A 23,525-nucleotide genomic window follows, 5' to 3' on the forward strand; every position below is an offset into this window, starting at 1 on the left:
GTTTTTCTTGAGAAATGTTTTTAGAAAGTTTTTTTCGCGTCAATCCGTGAGGTCCGCACCATGCAGTTACAGCCAGGTCTCTATCGCCACTATAAAGGCCCCGAATACCGTGTTTTCGGTGTCGCGAAGCATTCCGAGACGGAAGAGGAAGTGGTGTTCTATCAGGCGCTGTACGGTGAATACGGCTTGTGGGTTCGACCCTTGAGCATGTTTCTGGAGTCGGTCGAGGTTGACGGCGAGCACGTGCCGCGCTTTGCTTTGGTCCAGGCCGAACCTGACCGTTTTTCAAGGTCGTAAGGCGAGACCTTGCAGTAGCCTCTGCTTGACCTCACCTTGTAGCCACTATATATAGCGGGGCCTCGACGGCTCCAACGTCTTTTTTCTCGCATTAGGAATTTTCCGATCCATGGGCAAATCGCTGGTCATTGTGGAATCCCCGGCTAAGGCCAAGACCATCAACAAGTATCTGGGCAGCCAGTACGTGGTGAAGTCGAGTATCGGCCATATCCGAGACCTGCCCACCAGCGGTTCGGCGAGCGCCGCCAAAGAGCCTGCTGCCAAGCGTGGCAAGACCGCGTCTGAAGCGCCTGCGCTGTCGCCCAAAGAAAAGGCCAAGCGCCAGCTCGTGGCGCGCATGGGCGTCGATCCGGAACATGGCTGGAAAGCCAAGTACGAAATCCTTCCCGGCAAGGAGAAGGTGATCGATGAGCTACGCCGGTTGGCCAAGGATGCCGACACCATCTACCTCGCGACGGACTTGGACCGCGAAGGGGAAGCCATCGCCTGGCACCTGCGCGAAGCCATCGGTGGTGACGACGATCGTTACAAGCGCGTGGTGTTCAACGAGATCACCAAGAAAGCCATCCAGGAAGCCTTTTCCAAGCCGGGCGAGCTGGACATCGATCGCGTCAATGCCCAGCAGGCGCGCCGCTTCCTCGACCGCGTCGTGGGTTACATGGTTTCGCCACTGTTGTGGCAGAAGATCGCCCGTGGCCTGTCGGCAGGTCGCGTACAGTCCGTTGCCGTGAAGCTGGTGGTCGAACGTGAGCGCGAGATTCGAGCGTTCATCCCGGAAGAGTACTGGGAGGTCCACGCTGATCTGGGCACCGCCAAGGGCGCCAACGTACGTTTCGAAGTGGCCCGCGAGAATGGCGAAGCCTTCAAACCGCTGAACGAAGCGCAGGCCATGGCGGCGCTGGAAAAGCTCAAGGCTTCCTCCTACAGCATCGCCAAGCGTGAAGACAAACCGACCAGCAGCAAACCGTCGGCACCGTTCATCACCTCCACGCTGCAGCAGGCCGCGAGCAATCGTCTGGGCTACGGCGTGAAGAAAACCATGATGATGGCCCAGCGTCTGTACGAAGCGGGCTACATCACTTACATGCGTACCGACTCGACGAACCTGTCGGCTGACGCTGTGGCCATGGCGCGCACGTACATCGAAAACGAGTTCGGCAAGAAGTACCTGCCTGACTCGCCGAATGTTTACAGCAGCAAGGAAGGCGCTCAGGAGGCTCACGAAGCGATTCGTCCTTCCGACGTCAACACCCATCCGAGCAAGCTGTCGGGCATGGAGCGTGACGCTGAGCGCCTGTATGAGCTGATCTGGCGTCAATTCGTGGCCTGTCAGATGCCACCGGCGCAGTACTTGTCGACCACGGTCAGTGTGGCTGCTGGTGATTTCGAGCTGCGCGCCAAAGGCCGTATCCTCAAGTTCGACGGCTACACCCGTGTGTTGCCTCAGATGAGCAAGCCAGGCGACGACGACGTGCTGCCGGACATGGCCCAGGGCGATACCCTGAAGCTGATCAAGCTCGACCCGAGCCAGCATTTCACCAAGCCACCCGCGCGGTACTCAGAAGCGAGCCTGGTCAAGGAGATGGAAAAACGCGGTATCGGTCGCCCGTCGACCTATGCGGCGATCATCTCGACCATTCAGGATCGCGGTTATGTAGCGCTGCACAACCGCCGTTTCTATTCGGAAAAGATGGGTGACATCGTCACTGAACGTCTGTCCGAGAGTTTCTCTAACCTGATGGACTACGGCTTTACCGCCGGCATGGAAGAGAACCTCGACGATGTGGCGCAGGGCGAGCGCGACTGGAAAAACGTGCTCGACGAGTTCTACGGCGATTTCAAGAAAAAACTGGAAGTGGCTGAAGCCGCGGACAGCGGCATGCGGGCCAACCAGCCGGTCATGACCGACATCCCGTGCAAGGTATGCGGTCGTCCGATGCAGATCCGCACTGCATCGACCGGTGTGTTCCTCGGTTGCTCGGGCTACAGCCTGCCGCCGAAAGAGCGTTGCAAGGCCACCGTCAACCTGACCCCGGGCGATGAAATTGCCGAAGACGACGAGGGCGAGTCGGAATCTCGCGTTCTGCGCGGCAAGCACCGTTGCCCGGTGTGCAGCACGGCCATGGACGCTTACCTGCTGGATGAGAAGCACAAGCTGCACATCTGCGGTAACAACCCGGATTGCACCGGCTATGAGATCGAAGAAGGCACCTACCGCATCAAGGGCTACGAAGGCCCGAGCGTCGAATGCGACAAGTGTGGTGGCGAGATGCAGCTCAAGACAGGCCGTTTCGGCAAGTTCTTCGGCTGCACCAACTGCAAGAACACGCGAAAGCTGCTGAAGAGCGGCGAAGCGGCACCGCCCAAAATGGACCCGGTCAAAATGCCGGAGCTCAAGTGCGAAAAGGTCGACGACACCTACATCCTGCGTGATGGCGCTTCGGGTCTGTTTCTGGCCGCCAGCCAGTTCCCGAAAAACCGTGAGACACGCGCGCCATTGGTGCTGGAAATCCTGCCGCACAAGGACGAGATCGATCCGAAGTATCACTTCCTGTGTGAAGCGCCGCCGAAAGACCCTGACGGCCGTCCGGCGGTGATTCGGTACAGCCGCAAGTCCAAGGAGCAATATGTGCAGACCGAAGTGGATGGCAAGCCGACAGGCTGGCGCGCGTTCTACGACGGCGGCACCTGGAAGGTCGAAGACAAGCGTTGATCGTGCGAGCCTGATTCTAATCAGACTGGCGACCCTCGGCGCTTTGCGTTAAAAGATCCCTCGGCGTGCACAGTGCGTCGGGGGATTTTTTTGACCCTGGCTGGCTCGTTCAAATTCATTGATGTGGAGGCCATCGTCATGGCTCATGAACTCTATACCCGCACCAATCAGAAGATCTTTTTTGCCGGGCTGGCACTGGAGTCTATGACCAGGGCCAGGGAAAGCCGTGCCATGAACGCTCAGGGGCTGGAGCAGGCCGAGCGCGAGTCGGCCGTGTTTCATCTGTACGGCGCATTGCTGGGACTGTGCCATGAAATTGCGGGCTTCTATCGCTTGCCGCAGGCCAGTTCTCCGCGCGCCGAGGACCTGCTGACCCCCCAGGTGCTGGAGGCCATCGCCATTCCTGAAATGGCCGAACTGGTCGAGCTGGCACAACAGCGTGAAACCTGGCTGGCGCAATTGCTGGCGGCCTACAACGCGCTGTTTCAGCCCCCTCGCGCCCCGAAAAAGCCGAAGGGGGATGTCACTCAGCCATTGATCATCGCTGTCGGCGGCGACGAAGAAGAGGAACTGGCGTTGACCCGAGAGGAGATGGAAAGCTGGCGTCAGCAGCTCAAGGGGCTCGCCATTCGCTTCCGGGAGGGGTTGAGCGAGTGCTGACACAGAATGATCGGTGGGCTAGGGCATGAGTCATCAGGCTGTTACAATGCCCGCCTTTCGTGGAGAACTGTCCTGATGCCAACCTCTTTTCTGGAAATTGTTGAACTGCCTGATGGCCGCATCGAACTGCGTCGCGCCGAGGATGAAGGGTCGCTCGTGACTTTGAATTTCTCCGAGGACGCCAAGGCGTTTCTGCAAGGTCAACACGTGGAAGTCGCCAAGGCGATGCTCAGCGTGGGCGTGCAGATGGCCGGTCGCCTGGCCGAAGGCGAGTTGAGCAAAGAAGAAGAGGGGCCTCGGGTCCTGCACTGATCCTGCGCCGTTCCTGTTCAGGATCGGCCTCCTTGCAGCGATGTCTGCTGGCTTCTTGCGATGAAAGAAGCCTCTACTATTCCTGATCCGTCACGTCTGTCTGCAAGGCGTCTCAGCCAAGGCGGATGTTCAGGCTCTGTGCGCTTCCGCTTCGAGCTGCGCTGATCAGTTGCTGGCGTGCGTGACCGGAAATGGGATTGATCCAGCTCACCACGGTGTGGCTGCGGCCCAGGCGCAAGGCTTCGCGAGTCAGTTCCAGCGCGCTTTGCGTGCCGCGTGGCTGCATCATGATAATGCGTTCCCGGTTCAGTCCTGCGTCGCGCAGCCAGGCGTGAGTCACGCTGGCGGGAGGCGCGATCAGGGTGAGCCAACGATCGTTTGTGTCCTGGCTCAGGTCACGCAGGATAGGCGCGAGCAGGTTCAGGCAGTTTCCGGCAGCGCCGCGCAATGACAGTTCACTGAAAACTTCTGGCTCATTGCTCCAGGGCGATTCGACGATATCGTCCAATACCGGTATCTGAAGCAGTGGAGCGTCGAGCATCGGCAGGTTGGGTGCCATGAATGCTTCGAACAGCGGCAGTTGTGCATGTTGCTGCGGTGTCTGTGGGAACTGCATAAACGTTCTCCTTAACGGCGAATGACGCCAACGCTCAGTCCTTCGATGACCAGATCCTGATCTTTCAGATTGACTTCAATGGGGGCGAAATCAGGATTCTCGGCGATCAGCCAGACCTTGCTGCCTTCACGCTTGAAGCGTTTGACGGTGACTTCATCACCGATCCGTGCCACGACGATCTGGCCGTTACGGGCCTCGCGGGTGGTGTGCACCGCCAGCAGGTCGCCATCGAGGATACCGACGTCTTTCATACTCATGCCGTGAACGCGTAGCAGGTAATCGGCGCTGGGATGGAAAAACGCAGGATTGATCGCCAGTGATTCTTCAATGTGTTGCTGGGCCAGAATCGGTGCGCCCGCTGCGACACGCCCGATGATGGGCAGGCCGCTTTCTTCGGTCTTGGCTTCAAAGCCAGGGATGCGGATGCCTCGAGAGGCGCCCGGCGTCATTTCGATAGCGCCCTTGCGTGCCAGTGCCTTGAGATGTTCCTCGGCAGCGTTCGGTGATTTGAATCCCAGTTCCTGAGCGATTTCCGCGCGGGTAGGCGGGTAGCCGTTGTCTTCGAGACAGCGTTTGATGAAGTCCAGAATCTCGGCTTGGCGTGACGTCAGTTTGATCATGTGCATCGCTCTGGCTTTTTATACAGTGACTGGGATTATATACAGTGATCGCGTCTTGGCAATCCTCCTTTTTAAAGGTCTTGCCGGGCCGGCGATTCCGGGAAGGCTGAAGTCCTCGGGAGAGAGTGACTCAACCCCCCGGTTTATATGATTAAATGCGTGACTGAGTGGACATAAAACGAACAGCCAGGGTTGACAGGGCGTCGGCTGAAACGTATGTTTCAAACAAGTGTTTGTCAGGCGATTAACCATGGCTCAGTCGGAAACAGTTGAACGAATTCTCGATGCTGCGGAGCAGCTGTTCGCGGAAAAGGGTTTTGCCGAAACGTCGCTGCGGCTGATCACGAGCAAGGCGTCGGTGAACCTCGCAGCGGTCAACTATCATTTCGGTTCGAAAAAGGCGCTGATTCAAGCCGTTTTCTCGCGGTTTCTCGGGCCTTTTTGTGCCAGCCTCGATAAAGAGCTCGAGCGGCGCCAGGCCCGGCCGGAACACAAGCCAACGCTTGAGGAACTGCTGGAAATGCTCGTGGAGCAGGCTCTGGTCGTGCAGCCTCGAAGCGGCAATGATTTGTCTATTTTCATGCGCTTGTTGGGGCTGGCGTTCAGTCAGAGCCAAGGCCACCTGCGGCGTTATCTGGAAGACATGTACGGTAAGGTTTTCCGCCGGTACATGCTGCTGGTTAACGAAGCCGCGCCGCGCATCCCGCCGATCGAACTGTTCTGGCGCGTCCATTTCATGCTGGGGGCGGCGGCGTTCAGCATGTCCGGCATCAAGGCCCTGCGCGCCATTGCGGAGACCGACTTCGGCGTCAACACCTCCATCGAGCAGGTGATGCGGCTGATGGTGCCATTTCTTGCTGCCGGCATGCGCGCCGAAACCGGCGTCACCGACGCCGCGATGATCAGCGCTCAGCTCAAGCCGCGCAACAAAAGCACCGCGCCCGCACCGGCAAAAGTCTGATCACACACTTCCCGCCGTGTTGAAGGGTGCGAGCATTTGCATCGCACCCGTTGATCCCTCACCATGCCGCACTGAGCAACGGTTGTTGAAGGATCTTCATATGAGTTCTGGCCTGCAAGGCTCCCTGATGGTGGATATCGCCGGTACCTGGCTGACGTCCGAAGACCGTCAGTTTCTGCGTCAGCCCGAAGTGGGCGGCCTGATTATCTTCGCGCGAAACATCGAGAGCCCGCGGCAAGTCCGCGAGCTGAGTGCGTCCATTCGTGCCATTCGTCCAGACCTGCTGCTCGCCGTGGACCAGGAGGGCGGTCGCGTTCAGCGCCTGCGTCAGGGTTTCGTCCGCTTGCCCGCGATGCGTGCGATCGCGGACCACCCGAACGCCGAATGTCTGGCCGAACATTGTGGCTGGTTGATGGCGACCGAGGTGCTGGCAGTGGGGCTTGACCTGAGCTTCGCGCCGGTTCTTGATCTGGACTATCAACGCAGCGCCGTGGTGGGTAGCCGTTCATTCGAAGGCGACCCGGAGCGTGCGGCGCGGTTGGCAGGCGCCTTCATTCGCGGCATGAACGATGCCGGTATGGCCGCCACCGGCAAGCATTTTCCGGGTCATGGCTGGGCCGAGGCCGACTCCCATGTGGCGATCCCCCATGACGAACGCAACCTGGAAACCATTCGCGCCAACGATCTGGTGCCCTTCGCGCGGTTGAGCAAGCAACTGGCGGCCGTGATGCCGGCGCATGTCATTTACCCGCAAGTCGATTCTCAGCCAGCGGGATTTTCTCGTCGGTGGCTGCAGGACATTCTGCGCGGGGAAATGGGCTTCGACGGTGTGATTTTCAGTGACGACCTGTCCATGGCCGGTGCTCACGTGGTTGGCGATGCCGCCAGCCGCATCGAAGCCGCTTTGACGGCAGGCTGTGACATGGGGCTGGTGTGTAACGACCGCGCGGCCGCTGAGCTCGCGTTGAGCGCCGCGCAACGGATGAAGCTCAGCGTGCCCCCGCGTCTGGCCCGGATGCGCGGACAAGGTCTGGTCACTACTGAATACCGCCAGCACCCACGCTGGCTCGCGGCGCTAGGCGCTTTGCGCGCGGCTCAACTGATCGATTAAGGACTGGCCATGACTGTTTACGCGATTATCGGCGGCACGGGTCTGACGCAGCTTGAAGGCTTGACCATTCATCAGTCGCTGCCAATGAATACGCCGTATGGCGCGCCGTCAGGTGAGATTCAGATGGGCGAGTATGCCGGTCGTGAGGTGATGTTTCTTGCACGTCACGGACAACCGCATCGTTTTCCGCCACACAAAGTCAATTACCGCGCCAACCTATGGGCATTGAAGCAGGCTGGCGCGCAAGCCATCCTGGCGGTCAACGCTGTCGGTGGTATCCACCCTGACATGGGGACCGGACACTTCTGCGTTCCTCATGACCTGGTGGACTACACCAGCGGGCGTGAGCACACCTTTTTTGCGGACGACCTGGAGCAGGTGACGCACATTGACTTCAGTTATCCCTACAGCGAGCCGTTGCGTGCGCGCCTGATTGCGGCCTTGGCGGCAGAAGGGTGCGCGTTCAGCGATTTCGGCGTGTACGCCTGTACCCAAGGCCCACGTCTGGAGACGGTGGCGGAGATCGTGCGCCTGGAACGCGATGGTTGCGACATTGTCGGCATGACCGGCATGCCCGAAGCGGCGTTGGCCCGTGAACTGGAGCTGGACTACGCCTGTCTGGCGCTGGTGGTGAACCCGGCCGCAGGTAAATCTTCAGCCGTGATCACCATGGCTGAAATCGAGCAGGCGCTGCACAACGGCATTGGTAAGGTCAGGGCCGCTCTGGCCCGGGTCCTCAGCGCTGCTTGACCGCGCTGCCATAGACAGGCACCGGCAATCGGTGCCTGTTCATCGGCGGGCCTTCTGTGTCCGGCAAGGACCGTCGCTCCTGAGCAGCAGGCCAAGGTCCGCTGCCTGAGGGCTTGACTCAGATTCGACGCCAGTGACCCGGCACCCACAGCCACTGGTTACCGCTCCAGCGATAGTGTCCGCCAATCCACTGCGCACCGGGTGCGGGCATGACCGGAACGACTTCGACTGGCGGTGGTGGTCGGCGAGGGTGGACGGGTTCGATAACGCACCCTGACAACGAGATCGCCACGAGGGTGGTGATCAGTGCAGCTTTGGTCATGCGCAGCATAAGTGATCCTTGTTTCAGCCTGCCTCGGCGAGATTGGCGAGGCGTACAAGGGTTTAACGCGGCAGCGCGAAAAATCCGTCGCTGCGTTTCAGTCGCTCATGACTTTTTGGACTGTGATGTGGCGACGGGCCGCCAACGCCTGGGCCAGCGTCTGTCTTTCGTCCGCAGGCAGCGTGGCGGCGAAATCCGCCAGCGTGGCATCGACGCGTGTCCGCAACGTGATGTCGGCGGTGCGCGCACGGTCCAGATCGGCGTCCAGCGCATCGCGATCCAGCGTGGGCGCCTGCAGGCGGTGGATGACGTCCAGATGCGCCTGGCGACTGGCAACGACCAGTCGCTGGTTTTCCGTGCGGATTTCTCGCAGCATGTGGCGCAGCTGCTGACGGCGTGCGTCGGGTAGCCTGGCGAGCGCCTGACGTAACCCATGCTGCACCCCGGCACCCGTTGGTCGCGGATGAGTGGACCACGTGTAGAGCCCGCCGATGATGCCGCCAATCAGAAAGACATTGATCAGCAGCGACACCACCAGCAGTGTTTTCAAACGTTTCGGCGATTGCATCATTGCTCGTTTTCCCCGACATCGAGGCTAAGCATCAGGTCGGCATCGCCATGGTCGAAAACGCTCGGGAGTACATCGGGTGTGCCCGTCAATGGCAGGCTGAGGGAGACCACCAGCATGCCGGCCGCGATGCCGGCCAGGCCCACGCCGACAAAGCCCATACGCGGCAGCCAGTTTGAATAGCGCGCCCAGAACGAACGACGCTCCACTGCAAACGCCGAGGCGACGATCTTTTGCATCAGCAGTACATCCGGTTGTGCCGCCTGATGGGTATCCAGTCGCTTATCGAGCCAGGCCGCCTGGTCCAGCGCGACGCGCACGCGAGAGTCGCCTGTCGCAATCAGTCTGCGTGCGTCCTCGCGTACGGCTTCGGGCCAGTGGTTGAGGTTGGCGCCATAGGCGTCGGCCAACTGGGCAAAACGTTCGGGCGTCATCGATTTCCTCTCCCTGGTGTGACCGTATCGGCTGAGCGGGTACGGTCGGACTCGGCTAAGTAACTGCGCAAATTTCGCCTCGCTCGCGAGAGCAGACTTTCCAGTGCTTCGACGCTGATTTCCATCAGCGCCGCCGCTTCGATGTTCGAGAATTCCTGGTAGTACTGCAGCACGATGGCCTCACGCTGACGTTCGGGTAATGCAGCCAACGCCGCAGCCAACTGTGCATTTTGCGCCCGATGCAGCAACTGGTCTTCGGGTGACGGTGAACCGTCGACCGCTTCGATCGGCTGCTCGTCCTCCAGGGCGATGGCGTCCAGCGGTCGCTCTCGTCGACGTCGCAAACGGTCGTAACACAGGTTCAGCGCGACGCGATGCAGCCAGGTGTCGAATCGGGCCTGGCCACTTCGCCAACTGGCCGCATTTTTCCAGATCCTCAGGAAGCTTTCCTGAGCGACGTCACGTGCTTCTTCGGCATCGCCCAGCAGTCGGCCAGCCAGCGCGAGCACGCGCGGCAACTTGCGCGACACCATCTCTTTTACCGCCTCCGGTTCGTTGTTGCCGACGCGGGCCAACAACTCAATGTCCGGATCAGTGTCGTTCAATATGGCGTGTCTCGGTCCGGTGACTGGGCAGCCTGACCCGATGAAGGGGCTGGCGGAAGGGTGGTCTGAAATATTCTGTAACTACAGACCGCAATTCCGCCATTGGTTCAGCGGATCCAGCGACCTTCTATCCAGTACCAGTTGGGGCCTCGCGCTTCCCAGTGTCCGGGCTCCCAACGCGCATTTCGCCACACTGGTTGCCAGTGACCTGGAACCCAGGCATAACCCCGGCCTTGCCAGCGCCAGTGCCCCCGGTCCCATGCATAACCGGGACGCGGCCCCGGAATGGGCTCCATGCGCACGGGAGGAGGTGCTTGCTGAATGATGACTTCGGTTCTCGCGTAGACCGTTGTGCTGGCCAGCGCGGCGAACGCGAGCGGAATGATCAGGACATGGCGTAATTTCGCCAGAGATCGTGGGACTCTCATGACAACTCCTTCATGCCTGCACGCGAAAGTGAGTGCAGCTGACGGGTTTAACGCTGCGTTGGCGAATATCCGTCGCGCGAGGAGGGGGATTTTTATGCCTGGCGATTCTTTCAGGTTTTTTCAAGGCGGCGCTACGCCGGGTAGTCCTTGAAAGTCAACGAAATATCGTTCAAAAAGTTGTCCACGAAAAGCGTGAATATCTCTGTGGATAACTGGCTGCACGCCATAAAATTCAAGGGCTGAATCGTAATGATCGTTTAATGATCAGTTCTATCAATGGCACCGATGCAGTGCGCCAATTGTCAGAAAATGGGTCGGTAAAAGGGGGCTGAGGTGGATAAAAGAGGTGGGTACAGTGACGCTTGATCACGTCGTGGGTAGGTTCGCCTCACAGGTCCGCAACACGTTCCAGTTTCCAGAGGCCTGTAATGGCGGGGCAGAACGGTAAGCTCTGCCCCGTGCTGAGCCGCTGTCAGGATTCGGCCCACTCAACATCCGTCAGCCCGAGTTGCTCGGCCTTGGGTTTGCTCACTTTCGGCACTTTGTCCGACCGGTATTTCGGTATCTGCCCGAACCCTGCGTCTACGGAGGCCCAATGCCAGGCGGATGCGTTATCCATGGCTTCGGCGCTGATGTAGAAGCTTTTGTACTTGCCATGCAGCAGATAATCGATTCTGAAGTGCTTGTACTGTGCCACGCTTGCAAACCTCCCTATCAGTCGCTCACAGTTCAGTGAGTCCCTGCTGTTCGGAAAATTCACTCGAAATAATGCCTCGGGTGCCAAACGGTTGCGCAGCGTACAGACGCGGGGAGGCGCGGCCAGGCATGTGGGCGAATGGACGGGTCGCAGTGTTGAGCGCTGAGCCTGCATGCGGACGGAGGTTGCCGACGGCCAAAGCGCGGACCAGGCATTCGCCACGCACTGCGTGGCGAATGCCGAGCGCGTCCTACTTGTTGACGAACTTGAACACGGTGGTCTGGGTATAGGCCTTGCCAGGATCAAGACGCGTCGAAGGGAATCCCTTCTGGTTCGGTGAGTCCGGATAGTGTTGGGTTTCCAGGGTGAAGGCCCCCCAGTGCGGGTAGATCTTCCCGCCTTTGCCTTTCACGGTGCCGTCCAGGAAGTTGCCGGTATAGAACTGTACGCCGGGCTCGCTGGTGAACAGCTGCAGGTGACGCCCGGATTTCGGATCGACCACTTCAGCCGCCAATGCCGACACCTTGCCGTGGGTGTCCAGCACCCAGTTATGGTCATACCCGCCTTGAGTCGGTTCGGCGAATTTCAACTGTTCGTTATCTTCACGGATGCGCTTGCCGATGGCGGTGGGCTTGAGGAAATCCAGCGGCGTACCGGCCACGGGCGGCAATTCGCCTGTAGGGATCAGTTTGGCGTTCACCGGGGTGTAATGCGACGCCTTGATCATCGCTACCTGGTCGAGGATGTCGCCATTGCCGGCACCCGCCAGGTTGAAGTAGCTGTGGTTGGTCAGGTTCAGGACCGTCGGCTTGTCGGTGGTGGCGTGGTACTGAATGCGCAGCTCGTTCTTCTCGTTGAGGCTGTAGGTCACTTCGGTTTTCAGCGTGCCGGGGAAGCCCATTTCACCGTCGGCCGACACGTAGGTCAGCTTGACGCCGACCCAACCCTTGTCCTTGATTTGTTCAGCCTTCCAGATCTGCTTGTCGAAGCCCTTCGGGCCGCCGTGCAAGGCATTGGTCTTGTCGTTCTGCGGGACCTGATAGGGCGTGCCATCGAGCGTGAATTTGCCCTCTGCCAGGCGGTTGCCGAAGCGGCCGATGGTGGCGCCGAAGAAGGAGGTGCCTTTGAGGTAGCTGTCCAGGTCATCGAAACCCAATACGACGTCCTCGGTCTTCCCGTGTTTGTCCGGGACCAGCAGCGACTGCAGGGTGCCTCCGTAGGTGATGACGGTGGCTTGCATGCCAAGGCTGTTGCGCAGGGTGTATTTCTCGACCGTGGTGCCATCCGGCATCTTACCGAATGCGGCGTGGTCCGCGGACAGCCCGGCAGCATTCACCTGAAGGGCTCCTGCGAGCAGTGAGAGTCCAATAGCAGGGATCAGTGTCTTCCTCATTACGTCCTTCCTTTTGTTGTTGTAGGAACTGCACAGGCTGCACGCACCCTACGCAAGGAGAGTCGCCTTGCCGCGAGGCAATCAGCCCTGAATTCGTAATACTATTCGTTGGATTAGATTCGAATTTATCGATTTATAGATCAAAAGCACTCGATTTAAAAATAAATTGTAATACTATTGAGGCTTGGTGATCAGGGTGTGATTTGCCGAACAGGTTTAGCCGGGCTTTTCCGGGTTGTACAGGCGTTTGACTCTCAATCATATGATGATTAGCCTCGATTCGCGGGCAGCACCGCGAGTAGGGGTGGTTGAATGAGCAGCAGTTTTCACGCGTCGACTGTAGACCGCCTTGGCGCCTGGATTGCTCAAGGCAATGTGGGGGCAGGGCAGTCGTTGAAGGTCGAGGCGGCATTGGGTGAAGAGTTTGGAGTGAGCCGTACGGTCATCCGTGAAGCCATCAAGACTCTGGTCGCCAAGGGCATGCTGGAAGTCGGCCCGAAAGTGGGGACGCGGGTTTTGCCGGTGCGCAACTGGAACCTGTTCGATCCGCAGGTGGTCGGTTGGCTGGCGGCCAAAGGCTTGCCCGCCAGCTTCGTGATGGACCTGCTCGACCTGCGCCGTGCCATTGAACCCATGGCCGTGCGATGGGCGTGTGAGCGCGCGACACCGCAGCAGATTGCCGAGATTCAGGCGGCGTATCGGGTGCTGGAGGCCAGCGTTGAGGACAAGGGTGACTACAACCATGCCGATCAGTGTTTTCACGAAGCGGTGTTGGCGGCCAGTCACAACCAGTTCATCGAGCAGATGCTGCCGGCGCTTGGCGCACTGTTGGCGATTTCATTCGAGGTGTCCTCGGCCGTGCCGGGGGAGTTGGGCAGAACGTTGCCGTTGCACAAGGATCTGGCCGACGCGATTGCCACGCGGGACGCGGCGCGCGGCGTGTGGGCGTGCATGAGTCTGATCGAAAACGCCTGTGAGGTGATCTCGCGCTCGCTGGCGCATTAAGCGTTCAAGGTCAGTACACCAGGTCAGTACATAAGAAGGGGCATGACCCCTGACAAGAATAAAAACAGGACATTTGTTATGAAGTGGCAGCCGGTCTGTGACCTGCAATTCAAACTGGCCGAAGGGCCGTTCTGGGATGACGTCGATCAAGCGCTGTATTGGGTCGACATCGCCGGATTCCGCGCACTGCGCCTGCATCAAGGGCATGTGCGCCACTGGCAGTTCAACGAGCCGGTGTCTGCTTTCATTCCCACTGTTCGAGGCGATGCGCTGGTCACGCTGGCGAGCGGCGTCTATCGGCTTGACCTCGACTCTCCCGCCGATCACCCCGGGTTTTCGCGGCTGTGCGTCGCCGACCCGACTTCAGGCAATCGTGCCAACGAAGCGCGTTGTGACCGCTATGGCCGGCTGTGGCTGGGCACCATGCAGAACAATCTGGATGCCGAGGGCGGCGACCTGCCGCTGGAGCGGCGCTCCGGCGGGATTTATCGGGTTGACGCCGATGCCCGTGTCACGCCGTTGCTCGATGGGCAAGGTATCGTCAACACCCTGCTCTGGACCGAGGATGACCGCGCGCTGCTCAGCGCCGACAGCCTCGACGGGGTGATTTATCGCTATCCGGTTCGGGCCGATGGAGCGCTGGGCGAGCGTGCTGTATGGGCGCCGCAACACGAACGTGGCGTGCCTGACGGCTCCGCCATGGATGCTCAGGGCTATGTCTGGAACGCCCGCTGGGGCGGGCAGTGTCTCATTCGATTTGCGCCGGATGGCACCGTCGACCGCATCGTTGACGTCCCGGTGAGCCATCCCACCAGTTGCGTGTTCGGCGGACCCGAGCGGACCACATTGTTTGTCACCAGTGCCAGACCTGCTACCGATGCGCTCGATCTGGACGGCTGTGTGATCAGCGTTGAAACGGGCATCGAAGGACTGACTTCTCATCGTTTTTCCGGTTGAACGTCAGGCCGCTGGAGGGGTGTGACACTCGGTTACATAGACGTCATTGATAATATGATATGACTGTTTTCAGTCGATCGACGCCCCTACCGGAAACGGTTTGGTGCGTCCCGACACTCACTGCTGGACGCTGTAGCTAGTCAATAAAAATAAGGAGTTAGCTATGTTGAGTCGCCACGGGATTCGTTCCCTGTGCTGTGCCGCTGTTGCCACCGCCATTCTGGGCGTGAGCGGCGGTGTATCCGCTGCCGACAAGGTCAAAATCGGATTTCTGGTCAAGCAGGCTGAAGAGCCATGGTTCCAGACCGAGTGGGCCTTCGCGGAAAAGGCGGGTAAGGATCACGGTTTCGAAGTGATCAAGATTGCCGTACCGGACGGCGAGAAAACCCTCTCCGCCATCGACAGCCTGGCCGCCAATGGCGTAAAGGGTTTTGTCATCTGCCCGCCTGATGTTTCCCTCGGCCCGTCCATCGTTGCCAAAGCCAAGGCCAACGACATGAAAGTGATGGCGGTGGACGATCGCTTCGTCGACGCCAAGGGCAAGTTCATGGAAGACGTGCCGTACCTGGGCATGGCGGCGTTCGAAGTCGGCCAGAAACAGGGCGCGGCGATGGCTGCAGAAGCGCAGAATCGCAAGTGGGACTGGAAAGAAACCTACGCGATCATCAACACCTATGAAGAACTGGACACCGGCAAGAAGCGCACTGACGGCTCTGTCGATGCGTTGAAGAAGGCCGGCCTGCCGGCAGACCACATCCTGTTTACGCCGCAGAAAACCCTCGACGTACCCGGCAGCATGGACGCCACCAACGCAGCGTTGCCCAAGCTGCCAAGTGGCGCCAAAAACCTGATCATCGGCGGTATGAACGACAACACCGTTCTTGGGGGCGTGCGCGCCACCGCAGGCGCGGGCTTCGCCCCGGCCAACGTGATCGGTATCGGCATCAACGGCACCGACGCCATCGATGAACTGAAGAAAAAGGAAAGCGGCTTCTTCGGCTCGATGCTGCCTAGCCCGGACAAAGAGGGCTACAACACCGCCCTGCAAATGTACGAGTGGGTCACCACCGGCAAGGAACCTGCGAAATACACCGCCATGGACGACGTGACGCTGATCACCCGCGCCAACTTCAAGGACGTGCTGACCAAAATCGGTCTGTACAAGTAACGCAGCAGTCGAGTCGGGACGCCTGGAATTCAGGCGGATATCTGCACGACCTCGTTCCGCGCCTGGAAGGGTGGAGCGAGGTGGAGGTGGTTCATGCAACAGGCATCGGTTCAACAACACACGCAGCACGTCGGCAGCCTGCGCTTCAACGGGATCGGCAAAACCTTTCCCGGCGTGAAGGCCCTGTCGGACATCAATTTTGAAGCTCGGCCAGGCAGCGTGCATGCGCTCATGGGCGAGAACGGCGCGGGCAAGTCGACGCTGCTGAAGATCCTCGGCGGTTCGTATCAGCCCAACAGTGGCGACCTGCAGATCGGCGACGAACATCTGGCGTTCAAGTCCACGGCCGACAGCATTGCCGCTGGCGTGGCAGTCATCCATCAGGAGCTGCATCTGGTCCCGGAAATGTCGGTGGCCGAAAACCTGCTCCTCGGGCACATGCCCAACCGCTGGGGGATGGTCAATCGCCGCGCAATGATGCGCCGCGCCCGTGAGCTGCTCAAAGGGTTGGCGGACGAGATCGACCCGGGGACGCGCCTGGGTGATCTGTCGCTGGGTCAGCGGCAACTGGTGGAAATCGCCAAGGCCATGTCGCGCAACGCCCACGTCATCGCCTTCGACGAACCCACCAGCAGCCTGTCGGCGCGCGAGATTGACCGCCTGATGTCGATCATCGTCAAGCTGCGCGACGAAGGGCGGGTCATCCTCTACGTGTCCCATCGCATGGAAGAAATCTTCCGCGTCTGCGATGCCGTGACCGTGTTCAAGGACGGTCGCTTCGTGCGCACCTTCGACGACATGGCCGAACTGGATCACGACCGGCTGGTGACCTGCATGGTCGGGCGCGACATTCAGGACATCTACAACTACCGTCCACGTCAGCATCACGGGCCGAGTCTGCGCGTGACAGGTCTGTTGGGTCCGGGTCTTCAGGAGCCGGCAAGTTTCGCGGTGCAGAAGGGCGAAGTGCTGGGGTTTTTCGGGCTGGTCGGCGCGGGCCGGACCGAACTGTTCCGTATGTTGTCGGGCCTCACTCGCAGTCAGGCTGGCACCTTGCAACTAGAGGGGCAACCGCTGAACCTGCGCTCGCCACGCGACGCTATCGATGCCGGGATTCTGCTGTGCCCCGAGGACCGCAAGAAGGAAGGCATCGTGCCGCTTTCCAGCGTCGCCGAGAACATCAATATCGGCGCGCGGCCACGGCATGTGCATCTGGGTTGCCTGATTCAGGGCAAATGGGAGCGCGAAAACGCCAAGGGTCAGATCCGCTCGATGAACGTCAAGACGCCCTCGCCGGAACAGCAAATGCTGTTTCTCTCGGGCGGCAATCAGCAGAAGGCCATTCTTGGTCGGTGGCTCTCGATGCCGATGAAGGTCCTGCTGCTGGACGAGCCGACGCGTGGCATCGATATCGGCGCCAAATCCGAGATCTACCAGATCATCCATAACCTGGCCGCCGACGGCATCGCGGTCATCGTGGTCTCCAGCGATCTGATGGAAGTCATGGGTATTTCCGACCGCATTCTGGTCATGAGCGAAGGCGCCATCACCGGCGAGCTTTCTCGCGACGAGGCCAACGAACAACGGCTGTTGCAATTGGCACTGCCGCGCACACGCGGCTGAACAATCTGGTCACGACAGTGAAAAATAAAAACGAGGTGCGTATGTCTACCGAAACCAGCCTCACGGCTCCCCGCCAAGGCATGAACATGCGTCGATTCTTCGACGACTGGGCCATGCTCCTGGCTGCACTGGGCATCTTCGTGCTCTGTGCCTTGCTGATCGACAACTTCATGTCCCCGCTGAACATGCGCGGCCTGGGCCTGGCGATTTCCACGGTCGGGATTGCTGCCTGCACAATGCTGTATTGCCTGGCCTCCGGGCATTTCGACCTGTCGGTCGGGTCGGTGCTGGCCTGTTCCGGGGTCATCGCGGCCATCGTTATTCGTGACACCGACAGCGTGTTTCTTGGCGTCTCTGCGGCGCTGGCGATGGGGCTGGTGGTGGGCCTGATCAACGGCATCGTGATCGCCAAGCTGCGCATCAATGCGCTGATCACGACGCTGGCAACCATGCAGATCGTTCGCGGGCTGGCTTACATCTTCTCCAACGGCAAAGCCGTCGGCGTCGGTGATGAATCCTTCTTCGTGTTTGGTAATGGCCAGTTGTTCGGCGTTCCGGTGCCGATTCTCATCACGGTCGTCTGCTTCGTGTTCTTCGGCTGGCTGCTCAATTACACCACCTACGGTCGCAACACGCTGGCCATCGGTGGCAACCAGGAAGCGGCCTTGCTGGCGGGCGTGCATGTTGATCGCACCAAGATCATCATCTTCGTCGTGCATGGTGTCATCGGTGCGCTGGCGGGTGTGGTGCTGGCCTCACGCATGACGTCCGGGCAGCCAATGGTCGGTCAGGGTTTCGAGCTGACGGTGATATCGGCCTGCGTCCTCGGCGGAGTATCACTGAGCGGCGGCATCGGCATGATTCGTCACGTGATTGCCGGCGTGCTGATTCTGGCGATCATTGAAAACGCCATGAACCTGAAGAACATCGACACCTTTTATCAATACGTGATTCGCGGCACCATCCTGTTGCTGGCGGTGATCATCGACAGGATGAAACGTCGTTAAGCCGGGCCGCGAACGGTAACAGCGCGCTTGCCCGCGATGCGTGATTTCAGATACCTCAACACAATGTCTGAAAGAATGCGCTCGCGAGCAAGCGCGCGCCAGGGCACTCTACGCGTTGAGGCTTTGCTCGATCCACGCGCAAAACGCCAACGTTGCGGTGTCGCTCATTGCCGGGCCGATCAACTGCACGCCCAATGGCAGGCCCTGCGGGCCGAAACCCACCGGTAGATTCAGGCTCGGCAATCCCAGCAGACTCCAGATCCGCGAGAACACCGGGTCGCCAGTGCGCTCCAGGCCCTGTTCGGCTTCACCGCAAGCGCTGGGCGTCAGTAGCAGGTCGTAATCGACGAACCCTCGTCCCATCTGATGACGCGCCGAAGCTACTTGAGCGCGGTGTCTCAGGCTGTCTTCGAACGTCACCCGTGACCCACGCTCCAGCATCGTCTTCAGACGCTCACTCAACTGATCCAGGTGGTTCAGCCGTTCATCCGCCAACGCTTTGAACGCCTCGGCACACATGACTTCGTCATGCACGTCTGTCAGGGCGCAGACGGCGTCGGTGAGCGTGACATCGATCACGCGCACGCCTGCCTTGATCAACCGCCTGACAGTAGCCTCGAACGCCTGCTGCGCGGCCGGGCTGGCGGTGTTCCAGTGCGGTGTACGGCATACGCCGATGCGCGGTCGGGCATCCTGGGGCAGTTGACGCCATTGCGGGGCGTTGGCCATTACCGAGGTCAACAAGGCAACGTCGTCGACACTGCGACCGAACCCTCCGACGGTGTCAAGCGACTCGCTCAGGCTCTTGACGCCGGCACGCGGAATCAGACCAAAGCTCGGTTTGAAGCCTACGATCCCGCAATAGGCAGCCGGTCGAATCACCGACGCGGCGGTTTGCGTACCCAACGCAAGCGGCACCATGTGTGCGGCCACGGCGGCGGCCGAACCGCTCGACGATCCGCCGGGCGTATGGGCGCGATTGTGCGGATTGCGCGTCGGGCCAGGTGTAAATGTCGCGAACTCCGTGGTGACCGTCTTCCCCACGACGATGGCCCCGGCTTCCCGACACAGCGCGACAGCGGCGGCGTCATGCGCGGGCTGGTGGTGAGCGTAGATGGGCGAGCCGTAGCCGGAAGGAAAGTCCCGTGTGTCAAACAGGTCTTTGACCCCCAGCGGTAGGCCATGCAAGGGGCCTCGCAGCGGGCCGTTGTCCAGCGTTCGCGCCTGGTCCATCGCGCGTTCGGCGTCGTACTGGCGCCAGGCGAGGATGTCAGGTTCCGCCTGGCGAATACGCTCAAGGCAGGCGCCGAGCAGTGCCTGCGCGGTCAGTTCGCGGCGTTGAAGCAGCCGGGCAGCGGCGCTGGCACTGAGGCGGGAAAGGTCATGGCGGGCGAGAGGCACGGGACTGTCCAGAGGGGCTGACGGTGTCCGGATCATGCCCCAGGGTCCGTTGGGTTGTACACCTGGGCGAGGTGAAGTCAGCAAGGTTTAGAGCTGAAAAAGTCGACCTTGCCGACGCTTGCGCGAGTGTCGGTGCTTCTCAGTGAACGGTATCGAGCCCCCTCTCGCAGCAGCATCTGCCGTGTCGTTCACCTGGAACATGCGGTGTATCAGGAAGGGCACCGGGAAATGGATTGACGCGCCCATTCAATCGCGGTTTTGGCAATGGCGTCAGCCAGACTCGCCACGGCCTTCTGATGCGCCAGCACCAGATTCTCCATACCGATTCCGGCCGGCTGGCGAATGACACTGCTGCAGGTCAGCGTCTGTCGCTTGCTGCCGCTGCTGCGCAAGCTGAGGTTCCAGACCACGTCGATCATTGCGTAATGGTCGAGCACCGATTCAAAGCGTCTGACATCGGTGCGCACCGACAATACCGGCTCGTCGTTCTGCTTGGGCAGGCCCGCCAGGTCGCGGGAACCAAACCGTCGTTCCAGGTCTCCGGTTAGCGCGTCGTGGAACTCATCACCCAAGGGCGCGCCCCAGCGCTCGTTTTCCAGAATGGCCAGACTGCCATCGCCCTGGCGAACCACCAGCGGCGGCTGATCCACTTGCACGGCCATCAGCACCGGCTGCATCTCGAACTGGAAAGGCGCTTGCGCGACGTTCGCCGGTGCCTGGGTGACGGGGGCAATCAGGGTGTAGTAATGCGTCGGCGTCGACGAACAGGCGCCAAGGCTCAACACGCAGGCCAGGGTCAACAAATGTTTGCGCACGGTCATTGGGCAGGCTCCGGAGCGATTTCACGGGAAGAGGAAGGACCTTTGTACGAGCCGGGGGCCGCGTCGCCGGCGCGGCCACGGATCAGCGACTCAGGATGGCGGCTGAGGAAGTCGGTCAGCACGCGCACCGAGCGGGCCGTACGCTGGACTTCCTCCATCGCCTGACCCAACTGCTGGCGCGCGGGTGAATCTTCGGAGAAGGCCGAATTGGCGGTGCCGATGGTTTTCTGCGCTTGCTGCAGGGTGCCGCGCATTTGCGGAAGGATGTCGCTGTTGACCTGCTTCATGGTTTTTTGCAGTTCAACCAGACTGCCGTTCAGGTTGCTTGCCAGTTCATCGATCGGAATCTTGCCCAGCTTGTCAACGAATGCCTGCAACTGTTCTTGCAGCTTGTCGAAGCTGCCGCCCACCGTCGGTATCTCCAGCGGGCGAGCCTTGGCGTTGTAAGCGATTTTCGGGGCTTTCGGATCAAAATCCATCGCTATATAAAGCTGGCCGGTGAGCAGATTACCGGTGCGTACTTGAGCGCGGAGCCCGCGTTCCACGAAACGGCCAAGAATGCGCGAAGTCTGTTCCTCTTCAGTGCCGCCGCCGGCCTGCTCTTTGAGTTTATCGTTGGCCGCCCCGAGGCGTTGCGGGTAGATGACGGCGCCCACCACGCCCGGGAAGGTGCCGGTGGCCGCGTCATAGTCCAGGTCGACGGACACCACTCGACCAATGTTCACGCCGAGAAAATCCACGGGTGCATTGACCACCAGGCCGCGCAGGGACTGGTTGAAGCGCATGCGGATGTACTTGGGCTCGCCGTCCGGGGGCGCCAGGGCGGTGGCCTGGTCTTCGAAGAGCTTGAATTCGGCATTCGCCTCGGCGGGCTTGGCGTCGGGACTGTACTTGGGCTCACGGAACGCGATGCCGCCGGAAATGATGGAGGTCAACGACTGTGTCGACACTTTCAGGCCGGCCGCGCCTACGGTGACATCAACACCGCTGGCATTCCAGAAGCGCGAGTCGTCGAGCACGTACTTGTCATTGGGCGAGTTGATGAAAATCTCGACATCGACGCCTTTGCCGTCCTTGGCGAGTTCGTACGCGACGACCTGGCCAACCTGAATGCGACGGAAGTAGATGGGCGAACCGATGTCGAGAGAACCCAGATCGTCAGTGTGCAGGATGAAGCGTTTGCCTTTCTCGCCGAAGGTCACCGGCGGCGGATTCTCAAGGCCGGTAAAGTTCTTCTCGGTCTTCTCCGAGCTGCCCGCGTCGGCGCCGATGAATGCGCCGGACAGCAATGTGTCGACTCCGGAGATGCCGTGCGCGCCAATGCGCGGACGTACCACCCAATATTGGGAGTCTGCGCGGGTGAACGGCGCAGCCGACTGGTTCAGTTCAATGGTCGCCAGAACGTGTGTACGGTCGTCGCTCAAGGAAATGTCCGTGACGGTGCCGATCACCACGTTCTTGTATTTGACTTGCGTCTTCTTGGCTTCCAGACCTTCGGCGGTCTGAAAACTGACCACGACCTTGGGGCCGACGTTGAGGAAGTCATGGATGACCATCGAAAGCCCGATGACACCGGCAACGATCGGCACCAGCCAGACCAGTGAAATGCGTGCCTTGCGCGCCTTGACCTGCGGTCGCACAGGTGTGGGCGCTGATGGGGGTAGGGTGTTATCAGACATCTTCAACCTCTGCGTCCCAGATGAGCCGGGGATCGAAACTCATGGCGGCCAACATCGTCATGACCACCACTAAACCAAAGAACAGGATGCCCAGCCGTGGCTCGATGGTGCTGAGCCCGCGAAACTGAACCAGCGCGGCAACGAGGGCGACCACCAACACGTCGAGCATCGACCAGTAGCCGATCAACTCGATGAAGCGATAAAGCCGTGACCGTTCGCGCATGGCCCACTGGCTGCGGCGCTGGCAGGTAATCAACAGCGTCCCCAGCACCAGAAACTTGATGCAGGGCACCAGCACGCTGGCGACGAAAATCAGGATGGCGATATCCCAGGAGCCGCCTTCAGCGAACTCGATCACACCGCTCATGATGGTGTTTTCACTGGCGCTGCCCAGCAGCGTCGTGAACATCACCGGCAGGGTGTTCGCCGGAATGTAGAAAATCAGCCCGGCAATCAGGAAGGCCCACGTGCGGATCAGGCTGTTGGGTTTGCGCCGGTGCACGGCGGAGTCGCAACGCGGGCACTCGTGAGCGTCCTGCGGGCAGACATAGCTGCACACATGGCAGAGGGTAACGTTATGCTCACGGGCAAAAGGGATGCCGTTCATTCGGGCTCCACCCCCAACTCGTCCCACAGCCGGCGGATGTCCTTGCCGGCGATCAGCACGATCAGCACCATCAACATCGCCATGGCCCACAGGCCCACGCCGGGGTGGACGTCGAGCATGCCGGCAAGCTTGACGATCGCCACCAGAATGCCGAGCAGGCAGACCTCGAGCATGCTCCACGGGCGCAGGTGCTCAAGCGTGCGCATGCAGGTCTTGAAGCCCGGCGCGATTTCATTGCGATGAGCATGGACCAGTACCCAGAACAGCAGGGCGATCTGCAAAGCCGGGGCCAGGATGATTGCCAGGCCCGCAACCAGCGCGATCAGGGTGATCTGTCCTTGGGCGAGGGCCTCTACCGATCCCCACAAGGTCACCTCGTTGTACAGCCCCTGCATGCTGATGCTGATGACGGGAAATACATTGGCGAAAATAAACAGAATGCCCGCGGCAATGCTCAGCGCCAGCATCTGTTCAATGGTCATGCGGTGCCCGCGGTCAAGCAGGGCAGCACACCGCAGGCAATACGCTGCCTCGCCCTTGTTCAGGGATTGAGCCTGATAGAGCGAATCGCAGTGCTCGCAGATGATCCACTGAGCGGGATCCTCCAGAGGCGACGGGATATCGGTCGCAGCACGGTCGGTCATTGTGGCCATCGTTGGCGGGGTGGACGTGTTCACGATAGTTCGGCTTTGCAGCATAGCGTGCTTGAGTGGGGTACCGCGCACGCAAGGCGCGCGGCGTCATACGCGTTTGTGTCACGGAGGACTGAG

General features: G+C 60.2%; 26 protein-coding genes. 12 read left to right on the forward strand and 14 right to left on the reverse strand.

Annotated features, from left to right (window positions below):
* The first annotated feature begins 60 nt into the window (after window positions 1-60).
* The 4 genes from BMY73_RS04925 to BMY73_RS04940 all read left to right on the forward strand — a co-directional run bounded on the left by BMY73_RS04925 (window position 61) and on the right by BMY73_RS04940 (window position 3,982).
* Window positions 61-297 (forward strand): DUF1653 domain-containing protein, encoded by a 237-nt coding sequence (locus tag BMY73_RS04925; RefSeq protein WP_092405421.1) that lies wholly within the window; start codon window positions 61-63, stop codon window positions 295-297.
* 109 nt (window positions 298-406) lie between these two features.
* Window positions 407-3,010, forward strand: coding sequence for a type I DNA topoisomerase (gene topA, locus BMY73_RS04930; protein ID WP_062382288.1), 2,604 nt, complete (start codon window positions 407-409; stop codon window positions 3,008-3,010).
* 138 nt (window positions 3,011-3,148) lie between these two features.
* The gene (locus BMY73_RS04935) at window positions 3,149-3,670 is read left to right on the forward strand and encodes a DUF6586 family protein (RefSeq protein ID WP_092405505.1); all 522 of its coding nucleotides are present in this window, start codon (window positions 3,149-3,151) and stop codon (window positions 3,668-3,670) included.
* 75 nt (window positions 3,671-3,745) lie between these two features.
* Entirely contained in the window at window positions 3,746-3,982 is a 237-nt protein-coding gene (locus tag BMY73_RS04940; protein WP_062382289.1) for a hypothetical protein, read from the forward strand.
* A gap of 112 nt (window positions 3,983-4,094) precedes the next feature.
* On the opposite strand, the gene sulA is transcribed toward BMY73_RS04940, so the two are convergent.
* Both sulA and lexA read right to left on the reverse strand, forming a co-directional pair.
* Entirely contained in the window at window positions 4,095-4,598 is a 504-nt protein-coding gene (gene sulA, locus BMY73_RS04945) for an SOS-induced cell division inhibitor SulA (RefSeq protein ID WP_062382290.1), read from the reverse strand.
* Window positions 4,599-4,609: 11 nt separating this feature from the next.
* Window positions 4,610-5,218, reverse strand: a complete 609-nt coding sequence (gene lexA, locus BMY73_RS04950; protein WP_062382291.1) for a transcriptional repressor LexA — start codon at window positions 5,216-5,218, stop codon at window positions 4,610-4,612.
* A 250-nt stretch (window positions 5,219-5,468) separates the two neighbouring features.
* Between lexA and BMY73_RS04955 the strand changes: the two genes are divergently transcribed.
* From BMY73_RS04955 to BMY73_RS04965, 3 genes are all read left to right on the forward strand, one after another.
* On the forward strand, window positions 5,469-6,179 hold the full coding sequence (locus BMY73_RS04955) for a TetR/AcrR family transcriptional regulator (protein WP_062382292.1): 711 nt from the start codon (window positions 5,469-5,471) through the stop codon (window positions 6,177-6,179).
* 112 nt (window positions 6,180-6,291) lie between these two features.
* The gene (nagZ, locus tag BMY73_RS04960) at window positions 6,292-7,290 is read left to right on the forward strand and encodes a beta-N-acetylhexosaminidase (RefSeq protein ID WP_175500135.1); all 999 of its coding nucleotides are present in this window, start codon (window positions 6,292-6,294) and stop codon (window positions 7,288-7,290) included.
* 9 nt (window positions 7,291-7,299) lie between these two features.
* Window positions 7,300-8,040 (forward strand): S-methyl-5'-thioinosine phosphorylase, encoded by a 741-nt coding sequence (locus BMY73_RS04965; protein ID WP_092405425.1) that lies wholly within the window; start codon window positions 7,300-7,302, stop codon window positions 8,038-8,040.
* Window positions 8,041-8,158: 118 nt separating this feature from the next.
* Here BMY73_RS04965 and BMY73_RS04970 read toward each other — a convergent pair whose 3' ends face one another.
* From BMY73_RS04970 to BMY73_RS05000, 7 genes are all read right to left on the reverse strand, one after another.
* The gene (locus BMY73_RS04970) at window positions 8,159-8,371 is read right to left on the reverse strand and encodes a YXWGXW repeat-containing protein (protein WP_092405427.1); all 213 of its coding nucleotides are present in this window, start codon (window positions 8,369-8,371) and stop codon (window positions 8,159-8,161) included.
* An 88-nt stretch (window positions 8,372-8,459) separates the two neighbouring features.
* Window positions 8,460-8,933, reverse strand: a complete 474-nt coding sequence (locus BMY73_RS04975) for a periplasmic heavy metal sensor (RefSeq protein ID WP_175500133.1) — start codon at window positions 8,931-8,933, stop codon at window positions 8,460-8,462.
* Window positions 8,930-9,364 (reverse strand): hypothetical protein, encoded by a 435-nt coding sequence (locus tag BMY73_RS04980; RefSeq protein WP_092405431.1) that lies wholly within the window; start codon window positions 9,362-9,364, stop codon window positions 8,930-8,932. The genes BMY73_RS04975 and BMY73_RS04980 overlap by 4 nt, the downstream gene beginning before the upstream one ends.
* Complete coding sequence (locus BMY73_RS04985) at window positions 9,361-9,969, reverse strand: RNA polymerase sigma factor (protein ID WP_092405433.1); 609 nt, start codon at window positions 9,967-9,969, stop codon at window positions 9,361-9,363. The genes BMY73_RS04980 and BMY73_RS04985 overlap by 4 nt, the downstream gene beginning before the upstream one ends.
* Window positions 9,970-10,076: 107 nt before the next feature.
* Window positions 10,077-10,397, reverse strand: coding sequence for a YXWGXW repeat-containing protein (locus BMY73_RS04990; RefSeq protein ID WP_092405435.1), 321 nt, complete (start codon window positions 10,395-10,397; stop codon window positions 10,077-10,079).
* A gap of 472 nt (window positions 10,398-10,869) precedes the next feature.
* Window positions 10,870-11,094, reverse strand: coding sequence for a DUF6555 family protein (locus BMY73_RS04995; RefSeq protein ID WP_062382299.1), 225 nt, complete (start codon window positions 11,092-11,094; stop codon window positions 10,870-10,872).
* A 250-nt stretch (window positions 11,095-11,344) separates the two neighbouring features.
* Window positions 11,345-12,487, reverse strand: a complete 1,143-nt coding sequence (locus tag BMY73_RS05000) for an aldose epimerase family protein (RefSeq protein WP_092405437.1) — start codon at window positions 12,485-12,487, stop codon at window positions 11,345-11,347.
* Window positions 12,488-12,799: 312 nt separating this feature from the next.
* Here BMY73_RS05000 and BMY73_RS05005 point away from each other — a divergent pair, with 312 nt between their 5' ends.
* From BMY73_RS05005 to araH, 5 genes are all read left to right on the forward strand, one after another.
* The gene (locus tag BMY73_RS05005; RefSeq protein WP_092405439.1) at window positions 12,800-13,492 is read left to right on the forward strand and encodes a FadR/GntR family transcriptional regulator; all 693 of its coding nucleotides are present in this window, start codon (window positions 12,800-12,802) and stop codon (window positions 13,490-13,492) included.
* Between the two features lie 78 nt (window positions 13,493-13,570).
* Entirely contained in the window at window positions 13,571-14,449 is an 879-nt protein-coding gene (locus BMY73_RS05010) for an SMP-30/gluconolactonase/LRE family protein (RefSeq protein ID WP_092405441.1), read from the forward strand.
* A gap of 163 nt (window positions 14,450-14,612) precedes the next feature.
* Complete coding sequence (locus BMY73_RS05015; RefSeq protein ID WP_092405443.1) at window positions 14,613-15,617, forward strand: substrate-binding domain-containing protein; 1,005 nt, start codon at window positions 14,613-14,615, stop codon at window positions 15,615-15,617.
* A gap of 93 nt (window positions 15,618-15,710) precedes the next feature.
* The gene (araG, locus tag BMY73_RS05020) at window positions 15,711-17,240 is read left to right on the forward strand and encodes an L-arabinose ABC transporter ATP-binding protein AraG (RefSeq protein WP_092405445.1); all 1,530 of its coding nucleotides are present in this window, start codon (window positions 15,711-15,713) and stop codon (window positions 17,238-17,240) included.
* A 41-nt stretch (window positions 17,241-17,281) separates the two neighbouring features.
* Complete coding sequence (gene araH, locus BMY73_RS05025; RefSeq protein WP_062382306.1) at window positions 17,282-18,247, forward strand: L-arabinose ABC transporter permease AraH; 966 nt, start codon at window positions 17,282-17,284, stop codon at window positions 18,245-18,247.
* Window positions 18,248-18,355: 108 nt separating this feature from the next.
* Here araH and BMY73_RS05030 read toward each other — a convergent pair whose 3' ends face one another.
* The 5 genes from BMY73_RS05030 to BMY73_RS05050 all read right to left on the reverse strand — a co-directional run bounded on the left by BMY73_RS05030 (window position 18,356) and on the right by BMY73_RS05050 (window position 23,399).
* A complete protein-coding gene (locus tag BMY73_RS05030; protein ID WP_218190144.1) occupies window positions 18,356-19,648 on the reverse strand; it encodes an amidase in 1,293 nt (430 codons plus the stop codon).
* Window positions 19,649-19,857: 209 nt separating this feature from the next.
* Window positions 19,858-20,469 carry a PqiC family protein gene (locus BMY73_RS05035; RefSeq protein ID WP_092405451.1) on the reverse strand — a complete coding sequence of 204 codons (612 nt, stop codon included), beginning with the start codon at window positions 20,467-20,469 and terminating at the stop codon, window positions 19,858-19,860.
* A complete protein-coding gene (locus tag BMY73_RS05040; protein WP_062382309.1) occupies window positions 20,466-22,148 on the reverse strand; it encodes a PqiB family protein in 1,683 nt (560 codons plus the stop codon). The genes BMY73_RS05035 and BMY73_RS05040 overlap by 4 nt, the downstream gene beginning before the upstream one ends.
* Window positions 22,141-22,755, reverse strand: a complete 615-nt coding sequence (locus tag BMY73_RS05045) for a paraquat-inducible protein A (protein ID WP_062382310.1) — start codon at window positions 22,753-22,755, stop codon at window positions 22,141-22,143. Before BMY73_RS05045 ends, BMY73_RS05040 begins: the two co-directional genes overlap by 8 nt.
* Window positions 22,752-23,399 (reverse strand): paraquat-inducible protein A, encoded by a 648-nt coding sequence (locus tag BMY73_RS05050; protein WP_062382311.1) that lies wholly within the window; start codon window positions 23,397-23,399, stop codon window positions 22,752-22,754. Before BMY73_RS05050 ends, BMY73_RS05045 begins: the two co-directional genes overlap by 4 nt.
* Between the last annotated feature and the right edge of the window lie 126 nt (window positions 23,400-23,525).

It is taken from the genome of Pseudomonas sp. NFACC02 (genome assembly GCF_900110765.1).
Taxonomy (GTDB): Bacteria; Pseudomonadota; Gammaproteobacteria; order Pseudomonadales; family Pseudomonadaceae; genus Aquipseudomonas.